Here is a 17541-nt window from a genome sequence, read left to right on the forward strand (position 1 = left end):
AAGGATATAAGTTTAGGCCCTGATACGACGGCATAAACGAAAGAGCTAATTAATAGCTTATCTAAAATAATAGAGTAATTAATCCGGAAATTTTTTATTACCATACGGCCATTCAATAACGTGAATACAAAGACTATCGGTGTTTTTGCTTCCATTTTTCAAATTGTGAAGGTCGGAGACCATACCTTGCCAAAACACCTTCATGTAATCGCCGTAGTTCTTCAATAACCAATGCCTTTAACGTGTCACGCTCAGATTGACTTAATTCATCGGAAACTAATTTATCTATAACGTCAATTGAATCCGTTTCTGGTGTGACAACGACCTGATAAACGATCTGCTTAATCATATTTCGATATTGTAATCTTAACGGATCTGGAGCAGTAATCTCCTGCGTGACAGCCAGATATTCTTGGGCAGAACGCTCATAAGCCCATAGATAAAGATCCCGTAATAATTCAACTCGGGTCATTTCATAGATACCAAGCATTGCACGGCTATATGCCTCTTCCGATACATCCACAAAAGTTAATGGACATAGATTTGAACGAATCAATGGCAAATTAGCTGCCAGACGGGAAGTTCGCTTATTTACATCAGCAAAAGGCTGCAAATACGGCAAGTGGACCATCATAAAAAAGGATTGCTCAAATGGATCTGATATAGCTCGTGCTTTCCCAAGCAACAAATCCAAAATTTCACTGAGATGAGCCTCACCCGATAACGGTCTGAAAACACTTTTTCCTATTTCAACCTGATGTTGGCGGATACGTCCTTCATAGACAGGATTGGATAATAAATTTTCAGATAATGAACTGTGTAAATTGAGGACGGTGTATCGATTAAAATCAAGTTCCTCAATGCCATTCACCAGTAATTCAATTGCGGCTTTATGGTTAAGGATCATTTGAGTTTCAATCGCATCTTTTCCTACCGCAATTTTTCCATATTCGATTAACTTTACCGTATCCAATCGACTGTAAGTGTTTCCCTCCAAATAACTCGAAGCCCATGATAAATCAATGAGCAAACGGTCCAGAATAACTCTACCGTAGGTTCCCGCTGGTTGTGAAATTTGTTTCGTATCTCCCATTCTCCAAAGCTGATTACGAATTGGAACCGACAGATAATAAGTGACATTAGGTTTATACGATTCCAGAAACTCTCGCTGATAACCAACAGGTGTCCTCGACTTCATGGGTTGATCAATATAACGAAGAATATCCTTACTATCTTCAGACAGTAGAATATAGCTCGGGAAATTACCTGATCTACCAGCCACCGGATCTGATGTTTCCCTTGTAGCGATAACATAGCGGCGACTTCGACCTTCACCCAATATCAGTACTTTCTTATCTTCAACAAGTCGCCCTAACCAACGTTGGACAGTTCTTCTAGGAACAGAGGGATGCTCCACCAATAAATCCGAAACGGACATAGGTTGTGATGCAATACGCAAAGTCTCATAAATATTAGTCATTGAACTCATAGTGAACAACAGATTCCAGTAAGAATATGGCGCGATTATGGCGCAATTCAGATAATCGCGCCACTTTCGCGCCATCAATATGGCACGATTAATGTGGGCAATACATATGGCTGTAACATTGAACCTGTTTAGCTGAAAACAGGTCAACTGAATATGGCGGTACCACTCTGATATGCAAAGGTAATTTCATTACCAATAAACAGGCAGTAACAATCTCATTTATACCTAATAGATTTCGAGTTGCAGTGCGGCGGCAAGTGAACGAATCCCCAGGAGCATAGATAACGATGTGACTGGGGTGAGTGAAAGCAGCCAACAAAGCAGCAGCTTGAAAGATGAAGGGGATATAAGATATATATCACCACGCAGATTGACTCACGTTATTTAATATTTTTGCCAGCACAATACATGAAAAAATTAAAAAAAACCACTTAGAAAATATATGAATATGCAATATCTATTGGCACTTTAACATTTGATGATGAAATATCTCTCATCCATAAAAGCTAACTTTCATCATCAATAATATTGTCATAGAAGCGATATTCAGGAACTTTAGCCTCATTAATCGTGCCAATTCTTACTGGCAAATGACCATAAGAATGACATAATAATTTTATATAATTCCAATACTCCCTTTCTGTTTCTATATGCTCTATCAGTGGATCAAAAGCCCCATCATAAAATTCAATATTTAATTCTCTATCATCATTACCGACATTAATATTTTCACTATTACTTCCTTGTTGATTAATATACTCTTTATTACCCTTTTCGTCATTCATATTTCCACGATCTATAATTTCCAACATTTCTTTTATCATATCTAAGCTATGGCAAGCTGTTTGTGGTGAATTATAAAATAAACCATCATTAAAAATAGCTTCCATCAATTCATAAAATGCGAACGAAGTTGTTCCTTGTATATATTTGATATTTCTATTATCACATATACCAAAACATCTATCATTCAAAACATCCGTATTATTATCATCATAGCCAATCAATATTTGCCTGTCACTGGCAATGACGGGGATATTTTTAATCTCGTGGATATATTCACTGATACTGTAATGCTCTTTATCTCCTTTTCTATAACCCGATGCCATACAAACTGATTCAATATTAAAATATTTTGTTGGGGTATGTTCACGATTAAAATATTCAGACAGTTTCTCATTATCTTTCATATCTTTTCGCTGATATACCCGATGAACCGATGTGATTCTCTGAATACTGATCCAATCAAATATCGGTTCTTCTTGCGAAGGCTTTCTAATCTCTGCAATATAAGCAGCGATATCAACTTCCAACCAAGTGCTTAGCATAGCCTGCCACGGTTCTATCGCGAGAAATATATTTGATATTGTCACTCCTTTTTCTATTAGGACCTTATTTCTGAAATATTTTAGGAAAAAGAACGGATCATTTTTCCCTAACTGTTCCTGAACTGATAACATCGGTACAGCTATTTTCGTATCGTAATCTGAACGAAATCTCAGAATCGAATCAACACAAATAATTAAAGTACCTTCCATCTTATCCCTCGTTCATTTAAGCTTTTAATATATTAACCACTGTAATGACCGTATATATAATCATCTATTATAGCTATATATCTGAATTTTGCTATTTTTGAACGTCAAATTTATTATTCCAACTACCTACATTACATCAATATTCAAATATAATTACATGATATATTAGGAACACATCAATAAACCCAACATCATATTGCCCCCCCTAAACCTAAAATTATTTTAAATTTTCCCTTGTGAAAATATTTTTAATATTAAATTCAATCTGAAACTATAAAAAAAATAACAATTCAGATACTCTCAACACCTTAAACACTCTACTCACAATAAAACTCAATAGAGGATAAACAAGAGCTCAAATCAATTAGGCCATAAATAATAATCAGTTTCTCCATTGATTTAACCTTAAAATATACGTCATTAACGCCTTAATCGTCATTTTAATTGCCCTGAAGCACCCCACGTTCTGTAACATTATAAAGGAATATTCGGTTTCAATTCCCGATCCCAATTTAAAATCCTTATAATTTAGCCCTGTCAATGACAACCAAAGAGATTGATAGTGACGTGAACAAGGTGAGAAGCTTGGACAATGGACGTTGTTGACGAATGTGACAAAGGAAGTCGGTCAGAATGAGGGGCACAATGATATTACTGGCACTGGAACAGTGAATGGCCCTTTAAGCTGATAAAATCATTTCACACTTTTTTACTTGCTTCTCGCCATAAATCAATGCTTTTTCCTACCCAAATGACGATAGGTATCAAGGCAATTATCACACTAAGCCACAGAGCCTGTAATCCACTGGCTATCAGAAACACAACGGGTACATAAAGTATGCCTGATATATAAATCCCCAGAACAGCTATTGCTAAGGAAATAAAATAATTATGATATTTAATCAAGATAATATGGCTCAATAGAAAGAAGAGCAGTGGTAAAGTCAAAAGGTAAGATATCTCAGGTAGTTTTATAGCCAAAGTCATAGAAAAAAGACCAAGCAAAAAAATTGCTATCGAACGCAAGAAAGGTATGAACATTAGTATTGGGCGACGATCGGCACCATTTTTTATCCATAATAAGCAAAGAATAAAAACTCCTCCACCAAGCGTAAACGCTAAAAATAATGGCATAATGACTAATCCCCACCTCGGAACAGGAAAATAAACCGCTTTTGTTTGCTGGCTTAATGTAACAATATCTACATCTTCCGCAAAATAACGTCCAATTTCACGTACTGTTTTCTGATATTTAAACAATGTCGACAACGGAATATTTTCAACCGAATCACTCATGCGATGATAATGTTCAAACCCTTGCACCACAGCAAAATTTAGTCCCGCCAACCCTTTATTTTTGAATACTGTAAAATCCGTATCATTTTGCATCATTTGGTATATCAGTGGCGTAAACGAAAATGCTATAACTTTCTCAGGGGCTTGACTTACCTTAGAAATAAAGTCAAAGTTTTTTTCCGACGTTTCGAAAAGAAGAGGAATACCGTCATTTCCCCTGGCTTCAAAATTGAGTACAAGATTGATTGACTGGAGTTCGGTTTCGTTGAGCATTTTTACAAAATAGTGTGCACCAAACAGCCCCAATTCTTCCCCATCTGTCAGCAAAAAAATAATATTGTTTTTTAAATCTGTCCTACCAGCAACATCTCGCATTAACTGCAATATCGACGCGACAGCCATCCCGTCATCACCAGCCCCCGGTGCAGTCCCGACACTATCGTAATGCGCCATGATCAGTAATGTCCCTTTAGCTGAAGGGGAATCAAGTCGGGCAATAATATTGGTTCCGTACGCAGAATCACCCTGTTTTAGTCCGGAACGGATGCGCACTTCTTCCTCAAAATTGCGGGCACCGACGCGGACTAATTCAGCATCAAACGCTAAGCGTTGGTGCTTATTCAGCTGCGAATAAATCTTTTCCTGATGTGACACTATTTCAGCAATGGTAAAAAGGAAAGGTTGCTCAATAGCACGATACCCCATGGCACTCATTTCACTAAGCAAATAGCGTCGGACAAACGCCTGCCTTGGTGCTGCCGTAGGATGAGGTTCAGCAGCGATAACACGTAATGCATGCTGTACATTCTGGTATCCTGGCTCCTCAACAGATACAGATGGAACCGAGTCGGGGCGTACCATGCCCACCCCCTGAATAATTGCCACGAAAAGAGCCGCCATCAAACACAGGCTCAAAGTAAGATGTTTCATTGGATTCTCCTAACTATCATTACTCGCATGTCGACGGCAGCCCCTTATTTACAGGATGGTGACTTAATCGGTATTTACATCCAACAAGATTTCAATGGCACCACTACGCAAAAGACGTTGATTTTTAGGTGTGACACGTACTTTTTCACTCACGGGAAGAATTTCAATGCCGGAGCCTAAAAATACCGGGATCATGGTTAAGAATATTTGCTGTAATTCACCAGCTTCGGCAAAATACTTAGCGGCTTTACCACCTCCCACTAACCAGACATTTTTACCATGAGCCACCTTCTTCGCCACAGCGGCAATATTACCCGCTGTTTCATTGGTTATGGTGATATTCACCCCTTCAGGCGTTGGCAACGCCCGATGAGAAAAAACAAATGCAGGAACATTTTTGTATGGCCAATCATCCGATGAGTTTGCCATTATCCATTCGTATGTTTCCGCCCCCATAATCACAGCACCAATACTTTGATAAAAATCATCATAAGGCGTTGCGTCATCCCCAAGCACAAACTCATCCAACCAATCCAGGCCGTGGTTATTATTAGCAATATAACCGTCTATTGTCGCAGCGACGTAATAAATTAGTTTAGGCATTATTCCTTCCTAATCAAACACGATATTAAAATGCTATGCGCTCGGTTTTATGACAGTCAGAATCCTTTCAAGCTTCCACAAAAAGATAACACATATTTTCTGAGGAATTTATCCCCAGTGCATATACATTAACACATGGGTTTATTCACATCATTTGATATTCTCTGCGACTCACCAAGTTACGGATAGGCATAAATAATTCCATTACCACTAGGCAAACGCATAATCTTTTCCACAACAAATCCAGCACATTCACTTAATATTCGGAAATCTTCTTCCGAACGTTCCCTACCACCAAAGACGCCAAAAAGAGATAACATATACAAATCCATAATAGCGGCTATATCATTCTGACTGCGGTGTACTTCACCACCAGTAATCAGATCGATAATAATCAGTACAGCATTGTTCGGCATACTTCGACGACACGTTGCTAAAATTTTTCGGCAATCTTCGTCACTCCAATCATGCAGCACATGAGATAAAACATATACGCTACCGTTTTCAGGCAGTGCTTTAAAGAAATCACCGGAAACGATTTCGTAACATCCCGTTTTCCCTAATTCACGGAGCCGTTGTTGCGCTATTTCGGTCGCGACAGGCAGATCAAATAAAATCCCCTGACTTTTCGGCCATTTTTCCAACATGTGCATCAATAAATGGCCTGAACCTCCACCAATATCCACAATAGTTGCGCCATCTTGAATGTCGAGATATTCCAGCAATTCTGGAACTTCCAAATCCAGCCCCATATCCTGCGAACGATCAAAAATAGCCCTTCTTTCCGGGTTCGCCTCAAAATAATCGAACAAGGTGGCGTTGTACTGCGTCTCAAAGCTGGATATTCCACTGCGTATTGTTTCGGTCAAACCGCGCCAAGATTGCCCCATTTCTCCGTTGATCAGCAATGCTGTAGGTTGAACGGATGCCTGTACTTTATTCGTCATACTTTGCCCTAAAGGGGTCAACGTGAATTGCCCACCCGCTTCAGATACGACGCCAAATTGAGCCAGCGCCCGCAATAATCGTAGCAGGGCTGCTGGATGCGTATTCGTTTTCTCCGCCAATGTCGCAACGTCATAGGCTTCAATATCCATTACATCCGATAAACCTAGCACAATAAATGTCTGAATGGATTGTGATATCAACTGACTATATAAGAGCTTTCTGGCTTCCAGTGGCATGGTATACATGCCTGTATGATAAATCCCCATATCCACATCCTTCCTAAAAAGGGCATGAGTCATCCGGCTCTACATAACGCCGAGCCGGATTGATACATAATTATTTATGAGCAATGATAATGCCATGCGGTGTCCAGCCTGAAACACTAATACGTTGTGAATCTTTGAAGCCCACTTCCGCTAAGCAATCCTCGTATTGTTGCCAGGAGTAGATCATGCCGCCTTCTGCTGGCAAGCAGGCGAAATACACGCTGTCAAGGGCAGCGACTAACGGGCCGTCACCTTCATCATTTGACATTGAGTTGAAAATCACAACTCGGCCACCTTCCGGCAACGCATCATAAGCCTTACGCAACATGTTGGTATTCTCTTCCAAAGTCCAGATAACCAATTGATGAGCAAAAAGAATGCAATCGTAACCATCAGGGAACGGTTCATGCAGGATATCCAGCACTTTTGCTTCAACCCGGTCGCTCATCCCCGATTCGTCGATTTTGGACTGTGTCACCGGTAATGCATGCGCAATATCCAGTACAGTCACTCGTAATTCAGGGTTAGCTCGGGCTAAGGCCAAAGCATTAACCGCATCCCCTCCCCCTGCGTCCAGAAGGCGGCTCGTTTTGGAAAGGTCAAGGTTGCGAACCAAATCTTTATTAGCCAGTTCAGACCAAGAGCGCATGTAACGATAGAAGACTTTTTCCAATTCAGGATTTTGATGCAAACGATGGTAGAGATCACGCCCTTCTCCTGGGAAACGTCTAAGCCCAACGTTGGTATTTTTCTGTATTGACTCAGTAAAATCGAGCTGGCTTTCGTACACAATGTAATATTCAAACGCTACAGTGTCCTTAAAGCGTTGCCAATCGTCTGTAGTCATTAATTCGCACACGACATCCGCATTCCGGTAAATCCCATTTTCTTTCACCAACATACCGAGAGAAGTCACACCTAGCAGCAGAATGTCTGTCGCCCGTTCTTCCAAGTTCAGCTCTGTTCTAATTTCTGCTTTAGTTGCCTCTCCAAGAACGTTGACGGTTTCAAACAAATTCAATTCACATGCTGCCTGAAGGTACTGAAAAGCAGCATGGCCGAAAAGAATACTAGCCACCCCCTGCATATCGAGTATGGCTGGTTTTACATTGCCGGTAGTACGGTGGGTGAATGTCATATTACCTTCCTTAACTGTGAATTAATTGATTAATATTTAGCTTATCTGGCGATTTATTGCTGTCGTTTCATGTCGATGCTGTTGGAGTGGCCCAAGCATCAGCGATATATTTTAAACAACTACTGCGTGACCCATAAAACCCTTCATTGGACCATCCTAGCGGTAACTCACGCCCGGAAGGCCAGATTGAGTACTGCCCTTTTGCGTTGATAACCACAACGCACTGAACTGAGTCGTCCTCACCGAGGAACATAGCCATACTGACCTCCTTATTGGTTCTTACATCACTTGCCATGGGGCGAGTGATATAGCCATTCACACTGGTTTCATTTGATTTTTTCGTGCGCCATTGTGTTTAAGGACTTTAAACGCGATTGTTTTAACCCTTCCAAAACCTGCCCGGCAGATACAGTAGCGTTTTTTCTAGCAAGCAAGCTGGTGGTACTCTCACCAACAAACATTTCGCACACCCCACGGTGAGCGGTATAGATATCGGATAATGCCGAACGCATACGTTGAACCGTTTCCGGATGCGTTTGCTCAATAAAACTCCAGGTGTCAGTGGACTGACGCATAATACGAATCATCACGACGTGGTCACGCCAGTTAATACCACTCATTTTGGGTGGCGCAACGGGTGGCATTAACGTAGGCCGGATTTGTTCTAAATACTGTTCTTTACTGAGATCCGTGGCAAATTTGAGCGTGATTTGAGCAATACTCATCAGCTCAATCGTCTTGTTTGCCTGAGCAACAGCGAGTTCTCTATCATTATCTTTTGCCGCAGTGATCATCAGATTCAAAGAAAGACTCATTCCCTGACAAAGCACCATAAATAACAAATGGCCGCGAACCCAGCGCCGCAAAGGATCGGCAGCATCTTCCGGTAGGAAACCCACCGAAAGCGGGAGATCATCATGCTGTTGCGGCAAGGCACGCGGATCAACAATGATATGCAAGATAGCTTTTACCGTTGAAGTGACGGCGCTCCACTCCTCCTGAGTCAATGAAGTACCCCATTTTTCGGTTAATTCACATACCTGCACAGTGGCTTCAAGAGTGGCACTAATCAGCAGCTCCAGGCACTCCCCATGATGCCTTTCAATGTTAAATGCCTCGTCATTATCCTTGTTTTCCTGATTTTCTCGGGGATCGTCCGTCATAATGCCGTAAGAAGCAGAGGGCAATTGCTGGAGCAACTGATCCAAAACTTGTATCAAAGTTGCCGTATCTCGCCACACTTGTGTAGCATCAAGCTGCTCTAATACGTGGTTAGCCAACGTCCGCACTTTTTTCAGCCCTTCTTCGCTAACGGGCAAATCTTCCGGACATCCTAGAATGAAAGGGGTTCGGGCGACTGGAAAAGATAATTTTTCCATATCATGACTCCTGCTTGTTATGAGTGTGCTGAATATCTGGTGCAACAAGGAAATCGATATCGATCAGATAATGTAGAATTTTGTGCGCATACTCCTTCATGGTTTGTGGAAGCGCGATATCCGAAGAAGCTAAAAGCGCAAATGTTTGCCGTCCTTCCAGCTCAGGGTTCACCTCATGCATATAGCTAGGATCAAGGGCGCGGTGTGGTTCTGGATCGGCATCACGGATAAGCGGGACCAACGGGTAGAGCGCGTGCCCCGGGGGAACCGTTAGAGCCCTTCGTCTACCTTCTTCAAAAGGAACGATATTGAATTCATAGCCAAAATCACGAATCCACTCGCAAAACTGACGAATAGACACAGGTGCCGGATTGAACAGATGGAAAAATTTTCCCTTACTCTCCGATTGCTGCGAAATATGCACAATAGCAGCAGCAACATAGTCCACCGGGACAATATCAAAAATACGCGGATAGTCGGGGATGATGCCCATCGGCAGGAATCCCCGCAACGCGACCAAAAGATAATCGATGATCTGCGAAGCACCTGTCTGCGTATGTCCCAAAATCAGACCCGGTCGGAAGATACTGACCGGTATACCACGCAGACGAGCAAGGTTAGCTACGCCTTCCGCTACCCATTTACTTCCGGTATAACCCGCCGGAACACCAACAGCGGAACGCAACGGGCTATCATCTTCGATAAATGGCCGTGGACTGTGTGTTGCCAGCAATGTATCAACAGTAGAAACATAGTGGACACTCTTTAAGCGCGTAGTACAGGCCAATTCCAAAATGGTCTGGGTACTGCCAACGTTGGTTGCTTTCAAGGCACTGTAAGGATAAACAAAGTTAACCAACGCCCCATTGTGATAAATCACATCCACCTCATTGGCCAATGAGCACCACTTCTGCTCTGTTAACCCAAAGTGCGGCAAGCTCAAATCGCCAACCAGGCAGACTACCCGATCCCATTGGTTTGCAATGTCAATACAGTAAATTTGCAATCCCTCCAGAATTCTTGCTTGGGCATGTTCTTGATCTTTTGCCCGGCACAAACAGATCACTTTGGCCGATGTTCGTTTCAGCAATTGCTCGATCAGATTCAGCCCCAAATACCCTGTAGCGCCAGTAAGGAAGACAACCGAAGGGTTGTACCAATTGGCATTGGGCAAACCCGCCGGATGAACTTTTTCATCCAGACAGACATCTTTTTCCAACGTCTGAGCATGCTGACGCGCCAACAATGATGTCAGCCCCTCACGGCGATAAATTTCTATCGTTTCAGCTACCGCCGCTGGCGTAGGCACTCTAAAGAATTCATGTAACGGAATTCTCCAACGTTTGAGCCGTTGATGTCGGAGGCAATTGGGTTTTATGCACTTTCCGCCGCGTGCCTTTCACTGTCGGGCGTGGAAACTCAGAGGGAATCTCCGTCGCAGCAGGTGCCTGCAAAGTTTGCCCCCAGTGACGCATCGCCGTTTTCACGGCGTCATTCCCCATACGTGCCTGCTCAATCTGGAAGATCGCCGTTAAATCACCGCTCTGCTCAGATCGCTCGACGTCTTCGCGATAATTTGACGGAGAAAACAACAAGGATTCCGCGATGAGGTTCAGAGAATGTTCATGTGACTGCTCCTAGCCGTCAACGGCGAGGCTTCCCACTTCTCAGGCCGCAACCGTCTGTGTGACGGATTTACGCTGGCCTCCGTGGGCAGAAACGACGAGTCCCGCCGCCTGTAACTCCATTATGCCCTTACGCTGGATATTGATTGCCGCATTGATATCGCGGTCATGTTCAACACCACAGCAAGGGCATGGCCAGCTCCGCTTATGCAACGGCATTTCCGGCACTTTGTGACCGCAGCAATGGCAGGTTTTCGAACTGGCGAACCACTGATCCAGTTTGACCAGATGGACGCCCGCCACTGCGGCTTTGTATTCCAGTTTCATCAGGAAACCATGCCAGCCCGCATCCCCGATAGCGCGAGCAAGGGGGTGATTCTTCATCATGTTGGCCGATTTCAGCGTCTCAACAATGACCGCTTGGTTTTCGTCAACCATTGTCCGGGAGAGTTTGTGTTGAAAATCGGCGCGAGCATGGGCTATCCGCTCATGGACGGCTGCCAGACGTAAGCGGGCCTTGCGGCGGTTAGCGCTGCCCTTTTGTTTGCGGGACAGCGATTTCTGCTTACGGCGCAGGTTACGGGTGGCATTAATAAGGTGACGAGGGTTATTCACTTTCTCCCCGTTCGACTGGATAAGATAGTGGGATAACCCCATATCACACCCTGTCACGCGGGTGATAACACCCGGCTTTTCCGGCGCATCTTTGCCATTGTCACACAGGATAGCAGCGAAATATTTTCCCGTGGCTGTTCGGGATAGTGTAATGCTCTTCACTTCTCCTTCAATTTCTCGGTGTAGGCGCGCCTTTATCGGTGACAATTTCGGGATCTTCACTGCGCCATCCCGTACTTTTATCCCAACACAGTGATAGCTGGATTGCCGGCCCTGTTTGCGTTTGAACATGGGAAACTGGGATCGCAACTTCGGATTGAAGAAATTATCAAACGCGGTATGCAGATTGATCACCGCCTGCTGTAACGCGATGGCGTCATATGCCTTGAGCCAGGCGTACTTACGTGATTTCTTCGCGACCGCCAGTAGCGGTTTGAGGTCCTTGCGCGGATTTAAACTCACGCCGTGACGTTGGTAAGCCTGCTTTTTGATGTGCAGCGCCTTGTTGTACGCAAAACGGACCGCACCGAACTGGCCGTTAAGATACTCGGCCTGTTCGGGTGTGGGGTAGAGGCGGACTTTAGTCGCTCTTAACATATTCAGTGCTCATTGAGAGAGTGCCTTCATTTTAGCCGGTTACAGGAAGATATCAACGGATTGTGCATGTAATATTCACGACAAGGTTGAGAGGGAGGGTGAGGGTGATCATGTGCATTTGCGGATGCAGAGCAAAATCAGACTCCTGTGGTCGAAGTCATACTTTGCCTGTAGCGCAACGAGAGAAACGTGAAAAGCGTACGTTGCCAGTCAGAATACGCCGGAGTAGCCAGCCCTAAAGCCCTTTGGGATTTTCGCCTTATATCCCCGCCCGCACTGGGCAAGGGTTTACGGCGGTTTTTTGCTAAGACAATAGGATGTCCGGCCAGCACGAGTTCATATTCATCATCTGAAATTTTGGTAATGAAGACCCGCAGCAAAGACCCTTTTTTAAATCAAACACTTTAAGAATGCCTTGAGCTATTGATGCGAACACCAATCCACTGTCAACATCGCATCCCTCCTCTGTATCAAAAAACTCAAGCTGCACTTGTCCCGAAGGCATCAATAGTCTCACCGGTTTCCCTTCCACCTCAGTAAACGAGCTGCACAGCGTCTCTGTTCCGGCTATCAGGCGGCTTAAATTGAGCTGCACAACAGCAATATCGAGCTGTCCAGTCACCTGATAACGCGCGGTTACCGGCATCGTCACAGCGTCAGACAGTTGCTCCAGCAGCCAGAGACGTCTTTGCGCCGCAGAAAGTGGATAAGCACCAAGAACTCCATGCTCAAGCGTGTATAGACGAAGCGTTTCTTCAAACGCGAGAGTATTGTGATTCCGCACGGTTTACTTCTCCTGAGAATGGGATGAACGTTGAGTGTCGGCAATAAAGCTGATGGGTTTGAATTCCCAATCGCCTTTCGCAGTTTGGCTGTCCGCACCTGCATCAAATTTCATAGAATCCAAGGTTGCCGCTATGCGCGCGACGGTCGGAGCAACATAGATATCCGCAATAGGCACACGTTGTCTGAAAGTGGCTTCAATACTTTCAACCATTCGCGCCACAAGAATCGAATGGCCGCCTATCCGCCCACCCATTATTTATTGGTAACGGAAAGCAATTACCTGTAACATACCAAAATGATAATGATTTGCATTTACATTGATAGCATGGCGTGAAAATGACCGTTAATGTTTCAGACACTCAACAGATCCAGTGCATGTACATCCACAATCATGATTGGCTATTTCGTTGGCTTAAGCATCGTCTTAACTGCGATGAAACTGCCGCAGACCTGACTCAAGACACTTTTGTTAAATTACTTCGTTCACCTTTACCACAGCAACTCAATGAACCCCGTGCCTACATCGTCACCATTGCTAAGGGATTGATGGTTAACTGGTATCGTCGCCGCTCACTTGAACAGTCTTATCTGGATTTACTCGTCAGTCTGCCTGAAACGCTTATTCCCGCACCAGAGCAAAAACTTATCATCCTCAAAACACTTCAGGAAATTGATATCATGCTCAGCCAACTCCCCACGCCAGTGCAAACTGTCTTTTTACTTTCCCAGATAGAAGGCATGAAGTATGAAGATATTGCAAATCAGATGAATATTTCGCTGTCTACAGTAAAACGTTATATGAAACAAAGCTTTTATCAATGCCTGATAGCGATGGCATAAGAGGGATTGGTATGGCTTCCACTGAGACATCTTCTTCATCAAGTATACCTTCTGAAACGATACTTGCCGAAGCCGCAGAATGGCTGACCATTTTACATGATAGTCATGCCAGCGAAGCTGATCGGAATGCCTGCGCTGCTTGGTGCGCGCAAAGCCCAGAATATGCTCAAGCCTGGGAGCGGGCACAATGTCTGTTAACACGCATCCGCCATTTGCCACCGCATATCGCCTCACCTGTGTTAAACAACAAACAGACCCTTTCCCGTCGAGAAGCCATCAGAAAACTTACACTCATGTTGTTAATACCGGCTGGCGCATCATCACTCTTCTGGCAATCTGATCAATTTCAGCTTCTCACTGGCGATTATCACACCAAAACGGGGCAAATCCAGCGCTGGTCACTGCCAGATAGCCGTCATCCGGCTCGCCCATTCAAAGTACAAACCAAACAAGGCGTTATTGTGGCATTGGGCACAAAATTCAGCGTCCGCCAACAAACAAAGTTATGGAGAACTTACTATGCCATATCATATTGACTGCCAAGATTCACAACCACGTTGGCAGAAAAAGTCTTTAGTCGCACTGTTATTGCCATTAATACTGCTACCGGCACGTCCCCTTTACGCCACCACACCAGCAGATACACGCTATTCCGTTCATATTCCACCAGGTTCATTAGGCAATTCTTTGTCCCACTTTGCAGCTCAAACCGGTACGGCGCTCTCCTTCGATCCTAATTTAACCAACGGGCTAACAGCGCCTTCATTAAACGGCAGTTTTACTGCTCATCAAGGTTTAGTACAACTGCTCACAGGCAGTCATTTACAACTGTCCCAACGTACCGATGGCAGTTACACGCTAGCAAAAATAGCAGAGAATATGACCAACAAGGGTGTAATAGTACTAAATCCCCTTACGGTAGCAGGCAATCGCGGATACGCAGGTAATGAACCACTGCGGTTCGGCAGTACCACTATCCAAGGTAAAGATATTGAAAAATTCGGTGTGATCCACCCCGTTGATATTTTCAAAACAACACCGGGGGTATTATCCGGCGAAGCGCGTAGTTCAGGCAGCCTCGATGTGAATATCCGGGGCCTGCAAGGACAAGGCCGAGTCTTAACCACCGTTGATGGCGCATCTAACCAGACCGCGCTCTACCGCGGTTATCAAGGTGTCTCCAACCGTTCCTTTATTGATCCCGATTTCATCGGCCGGGTAGATATCAGTAAAGGCCCGACAGGAAAAGGCGGTATGGGCGCCATTGGCGGTACCGTGGAGATAAAAACCATTGAAGCCAGTGATATCCTCCTCGATGGACAAAAGGTAGGAGTGCGCCTGAAAGGAAGTCTGTTGAACAACCATTCCAATCCTGACGATTATGAGCGCAACGACTGGCCTTCCCCATCAAAAACCTCTCTTTTCGACGCTAAGAATCGCACCGGGAGTATTGTTTTCGCGATGGCCGAGCCTTCCTATGAATTGCTATTTGGCGTTTCTCAGCGCAAGCGGGGTAATTACCATTCTGGCAAACACGGACCGGGCGCGAAGGAACGTGGCATGCCAGGCTATTTGTGTGAGAGTGATCCACAAGATTGCCTCATTCCACAATTCAGTGAACAGATGGCAGGTTATTCGTTGTATGCAATGGGAGATACCGTCCCAAATACTTCTGAAAATAGCCAGTCATTACTGGGTAAAGGAAAAGTTCGTTTTGGTGATGGCCATGAAATTTCCGCTATCGTTAGTCATTACCAAAATCTCTACGGAGAATCCTATGTCGCGGATATGGCAAACCTGAGCCAAACATTTATGATCCTGGAACAGGGACCACTGACACGGCTCAACATGAACAGGCACAGCCTCAACTATAAATGGGAACCTACATCAAATCCCTGGATTAATTTGGATATCGGAGTATGGCAAACACGCGTTAACGATCGCCCTCGAACCGCAAATAATACCCTCGGTGATAAAAAATTCATGCGGACAATTGGGGTGAATTTGAGTAACACCTCATTATTTGCGCTTTCAATGCAAGATATTGAATTGAACTACGGTGCCAACTTTATTCGTGAACGCACTGGCCCAAGCGCGGGTAAATGGAAATATGCCGTCAATCGGGAAGGAGAACGTAAAGAAGGCCGCTTTTTCCTGAACGGAAATTATATGCTTACTGAACGTCTGACCCTAATGAGCGGATGGGATTACAAATCCTATCTGATCGAAGATTATAGTCCAGTTCGTCCAGGTAACCCCCGGTTACCCCAACTCACCTCAGGGAAAGTAAATAATAAGCGGGATCATGCTCATGGCTATTGGATAGGCGCTAAGTTTGAGCTTAATAATGAAACAGCGCTACATACCAAATATGCCTATGCACCACGTTTTCCATCAATGGTTGAAGGTATTCGTGGCTATATGATGAACGTTGACGATCATATAAAACCTGAAATTGCAAAGAATATCGAAGTCGGGCTGACATCACGCTTCCAGAATGTAGTTGCGCAAAATGATAGCTTCGATATCACAATGTCCTACTTTGATAACCGGGTGAAGGACTATATCAGCCGGTCATGGATGGATGATTACTGGAGTATGTATATCAGTAATATTAAAGAGGCTAAATTCGCCGGATTGGAATTGGCAAGTGTTTACCATAGCGATCACTTTGATGCACGTTTATCGATGAATTACTACACAAAAGTCAGATTCTGTACGGAAAATGAAGGGTGCGTCGCACGTAGCCTCCCTTCGGATTATGCGACTAATCACATTCCTCCTAAATATGCGGTATCACTCGATCTGACACAGCGATTTTTAAATGACAACGTATCTGTCAACGCCAGAGTTTCCCATTATGGTCAAAGATCTGTCCCGGCGGCAAAACCAGGACGCGGTTCTGCTCCTCTGTTGGCACCTATTATCTGGCGGCCTGCAACCGTGGCCGATATTTCTCTGACTGCCCGTATAAATAAGCATGTCGAATTTGAGTTTGGTGTGGATAATATGTTCGACAAATATTATATCCAGCCTCTTAGCCTCGGTTATATCCCTTCACCGGGCAGAACGTTTCGTGCCGGTATCACTACTTATTTTTAAATCCATTTATTTTTAAATCCATTCGTTAAGCTGGTGGCATATCCATGATATGCCACTTTCTGGCAAAAGAACGTAATTAGGGTGAAAGCAATATATACCCGTAATCATTGAAGATGCTTGATTTTATCCGAAATGGAGATCATTATCCTCGCTATGAAAATATTTATTACATCAGAACAAAAAATCAAACTTGAGCGTCTTCACGACACCACTCGCGATGGTCAAGTACGAGACAGAATAAAAGCTATCCTTCTGGCTTCTGAAGGGTGGAGTTCTGTGATGATAGCTCAGGCATTGCGACTCCATCAGACCACGGTTGACCGCCATATCAGTGATTACCTTAATCACGGTAAACTTAAATCGGGTAATGGGGGGTCTGACAGTTTACT

At 44.1% G+C, this 17541-nt stretch carries 17 protein-coding genes and 1 pseudogene; 5 read left to right on the forward strand and 13 right to left on the reverse strand.

Features of this window, described 5'->3' with window-relative positions:
- Window positions 1-133: 133 nt before the first annotated feature.
- The 11 genes from D3222_RS18440 to D3222_RS18490 form a co-directional block, all read right to left on the reverse strand.
- Complete coding sequence (locus D3222_RS18440; protein ID WP_232832578.1) at window positions 134-1480, reverse strand: Fic family protein; 1347 nt, start codon at window positions 1478-1480, stop codon at window positions 134-136.
- A gap of 515 nt (window positions 1481-1995) precedes the next feature.
- Window positions 1996-3027 carry a hypothetical protein gene (locus tag D3222_RS18445; RefSeq protein ID WP_118987458.1) on the reverse strand — a complete coding sequence of 344 codons (1032 nt, stop codon included), beginning with the start codon at window positions 3025-3027 and terminating at the stop codon, window positions 1996-1998.
- A 699-nt stretch (window positions 3028-3726) separates the two neighbouring features.
- On the reverse strand, window positions 3727-5253 hold the full coding sequence (locus tag D3222_RS18450; RefSeq protein ID WP_118987459.1) for a M28 family metallopeptidase: 1527 nt from the start codon (window positions 5251-5253) through the stop codon (window positions 3727-3729).
- A gap of 63 nt (window positions 5254-5316) precedes the next feature.
- Window positions 5317-5856: a dihydrofolate reductase family protein gene (locus tag D3222_RS18455; protein ID WP_118987460.1), complete on the reverse strand. Its 540-nt coding sequence runs from the start codon at window positions 5854-5856 to the stop codon at window positions 5317-5319.
- Between the two features lie 179 nt (window positions 5857-6035).
- On the reverse strand, window positions 6036-7070 hold the full coding sequence (locus tag D3222_RS18460; RefSeq protein WP_157975359.1) for a methyltransferase: 1035 nt from the start codon (window positions 7068-7070) through the stop codon (window positions 6036-6038).
- Window positions 7071-7140: 70 nt separating this feature from the next.
- Entirely contained in the window at window positions 7141-8208 is a 1068-nt protein-coding gene (locus tag D3222_RS18465) for a methyltransferase (protein ID WP_118987462.1), read from the reverse strand.
- A gap of 67 nt (window positions 8209-8275) precedes the next feature.
- On the reverse strand, window positions 8276-8467 hold the full coding sequence (locus D3222_RS18470; protein WP_198672861.1) for an MbtH family protein: 192 nt from the start codon (window positions 8465-8467) through the stop codon (window positions 8276-8278).
- A 67-nt stretch (window positions 8468-8534) separates the two neighbouring features.
- Window positions 8535-9587 (reverse strand): hypothetical protein, encoded by a 1053-nt coding sequence (locus D3222_RS18475; protein WP_118987463.1) that lies wholly within the window; start codon window positions 9585-9587, stop codon window positions 8535-8537.
- Window position 9588: 1 nt separating this feature from the next.
- Window positions 9589-10896 (reverse strand): thioester reductase domain-containing protein, encoded by a 1308-nt coding sequence (locus D3222_RS18480; RefSeq protein ID WP_232832579.1) that lies wholly within the window; start codon window positions 10894-10896, stop codon window positions 9589-9591.
- Window positions 10897-10906: 10 nt separating this feature from the next.
- Window positions 10907-11179: a hypothetical protein gene (locus D3222_RS18485; RefSeq protein WP_118987465.1), complete on the reverse strand. Its 273-nt coding sequence runs from the start codon at window positions 11177-11179 to the stop codon at window positions 10907-10909.
- A 75-nt stretch (window positions 11180-11254) separates the two neighbouring features.
- Window positions 11255-12424 carry an RNA-guided endonuclease InsQ/TnpB family protein gene (locus tag D3222_RS18490; protein WP_118987466.1) on the reverse strand — a complete coding sequence of 390 codons (1170 nt, stop codon included), beginning with the start codon at window positions 12422-12424 and terminating at the stop codon, window positions 11255-11257.
- A 109-nt stretch (window positions 12425-12533) separates the two neighbouring features.
- Between D3222_RS18490 and D3222_RS18495 the strand changes: the two are divergent.
- Window positions 12534-12617: pseudogene (locus D3222_RS18495) on the forward strand (IS200/IS605 family transposase); the annotation flags it as partial.
- Between the two features lie 111 nt (window positions 12618-12728).
- Here D3222_RS18495 and D3222_RS18500 read toward each other — a convergent pair.
- The gene (locus tag D3222_RS18500; protein WP_118987467.1) at window positions 12729-13208 is read right to left on the reverse strand and encodes a condensation domain-containing protein; all 480 of its coding nucleotides are present in this window, start codon (window positions 13206-13208) and stop codon (window positions 12729-12731) included.
- A 3-nt stretch (window positions 13209-13211) separates the two neighbouring features.
- Window positions 13212-13463 carry a phosphopantetheine-binding protein gene (locus D3222_RS18505; protein WP_118987468.1) on the reverse strand — a complete coding sequence of 84 codons (252 nt, stop codon included), beginning with the start codon at window positions 13461-13463 and terminating at the stop codon, window positions 13212-13214.
- A gap of 83 nt (window positions 13464-13546) precedes the next feature.
- On the opposite strand from D3222_RS18505, the gene D3222_RS18510 reads away from it, so the two are divergent.
- From D3222_RS18510 to D3222_RS18525, 4 genes are all read left to right on the forward strand, one after another.
- Window positions 13547-14050, forward strand: coding sequence for a sigma-70 family RNA polymerase sigma factor (locus D3222_RS18510; protein WP_232832580.1), 504 nt, complete (start codon window positions 13547-13549; stop codon window positions 14048-14050).
- An 11-nt stretch (window positions 14051-14061) separates the two neighbouring features.
- Entirely contained in the window at window positions 14062-14586 is a 525-nt protein-coding gene (locus D3222_RS18515) for a DUF4880 domain-containing protein (RefSeq protein ID WP_157975361.1), read from the forward strand.
- Window positions 14570-17152: a TonB-dependent receptor gene (locus D3222_RS18520; RefSeq protein ID WP_118987471.1), complete on the forward strand. Its 2583-nt coding sequence runs from the start codon at window positions 14570-14572 to the stop codon at window positions 17150-17152. Before D3222_RS18515 ends, D3222_RS18520 begins: the two co-directional genes overlap by 17 nt.
- A 153-nt stretch (window positions 17153-17305) precedes the next feature.
- Window positions 17306-17541 (forward strand): helix-turn-helix domain-containing protein (locus D3222_RS18525; RefSeq protein ID WP_157975362.1); only part of this gene is annotated, 236 nt, incomplete at its 3' end.

The organism is Photorhabdus sp. CRCIA-P01, assembly GCF_003545805.1.
Lineage (GTDB): Bacteria > Pseudomonadota > Gammaproteobacteria > Enterobacterales > Enterobacteriaceae > Photorhabdus > Photorhabdus antumapuensis.

What these genes read in the sequence shown, in the direction of transcription:
- D3222_RS18440 (WP_232832578.1), bottom strand. Translation starts at nt 1,480, where the DNA reads ATGACTAATATTTATGAGACTTTGCGTATTGCATCACAACCTATGTCC.
- D3222_RS18445 (WP_118987458.1), bottom strand. Translation starts at nt 3,027, where the DNA reads ATGGAAGGTACTTTAATTATTTGTGTTGATTCGATTCTGAGATTTCGT.
- D3222_RS18450 (WP_118987459.1), bottom strand. Translation starts at nt 5,253, where the DNA reads ATGAAACATCTTACTTTGAGCCTGTGTTTGATGGCGGCTCTTTTCGTG.
- D3222_RS18455 (WP_118987460.1), bottom strand. Translation starts at nt 5,856, where the DNA reads ATGCCTAAACTAATTTATTACGTCGCTGCGACAATAGACGGTTATATT.
- D3222_RS18460 (WP_157975359.1), bottom strand. Translation starts at nt 7,070, where the DNA reads ATGGGGATTTATCATACAGGCATGTATACCATGCCACTGGAAGCCAGA.
- D3222_RS18465 (WP_118987462.1), bottom strand. Translation starts at nt 8,208, where the DNA reads ATGACATTCACCCACCGTACTACCGGCAATGTAAAACCAGCCATACTC.
- D3222_RS18470 (WP_198672861.1), bottom strand. Translation starts at nt 8,467, where the DNA reads ATGGCTATGTTCCTCGGTGAGGACGACTCAGTTCAGTGCGTTGTGGTT.
- D3222_RS18475 (WP_118987463.1), bottom strand. Translation starts at nt 9,587, where the DNA reads ATGGAAAAATTATCTTTTCCAGTCGCCCGAACCCCTTTCATTCTAGGA.
- D3222_RS18490 (WP_118987466.1), bottom strand. Translation starts at nt 12,424, where the DNA reads ATGTTAAGAGCGACTAAAGTCCGCCTCTACCCCACACCCGAACAGGCC.
- D3222_RS18505 (WP_118987468.1), bottom strand. Translation starts at nt 13,463, where the DNA reads ATGGGTGGGCGGATAGGCGGCCATTCGATTCTTGTGGCGCGAATGGTT.
- D3222_RS18510 (WP_232832580.1), top strand. Translation starts at nt 13,547, where the DNA reads ATGACCGTTAATGTTTCAGACACTCAACAGATCCAGTGCATGTACATC.
- D3222_RS18515 (WP_157975361.1), top strand. Translation starts at nt 14,062, where the DNA reads ATGGCTTCCACTGAGACATCTTCTTCATCAAGTATACCTTCTGAAACG.
- D3222_RS18520 (WP_118987471.1), top strand. Translation starts at nt 14,570, where the DNA reads ATGCCATATCATATTGACTGCCAAGATTCACAACCACGTTGGCAGAAA.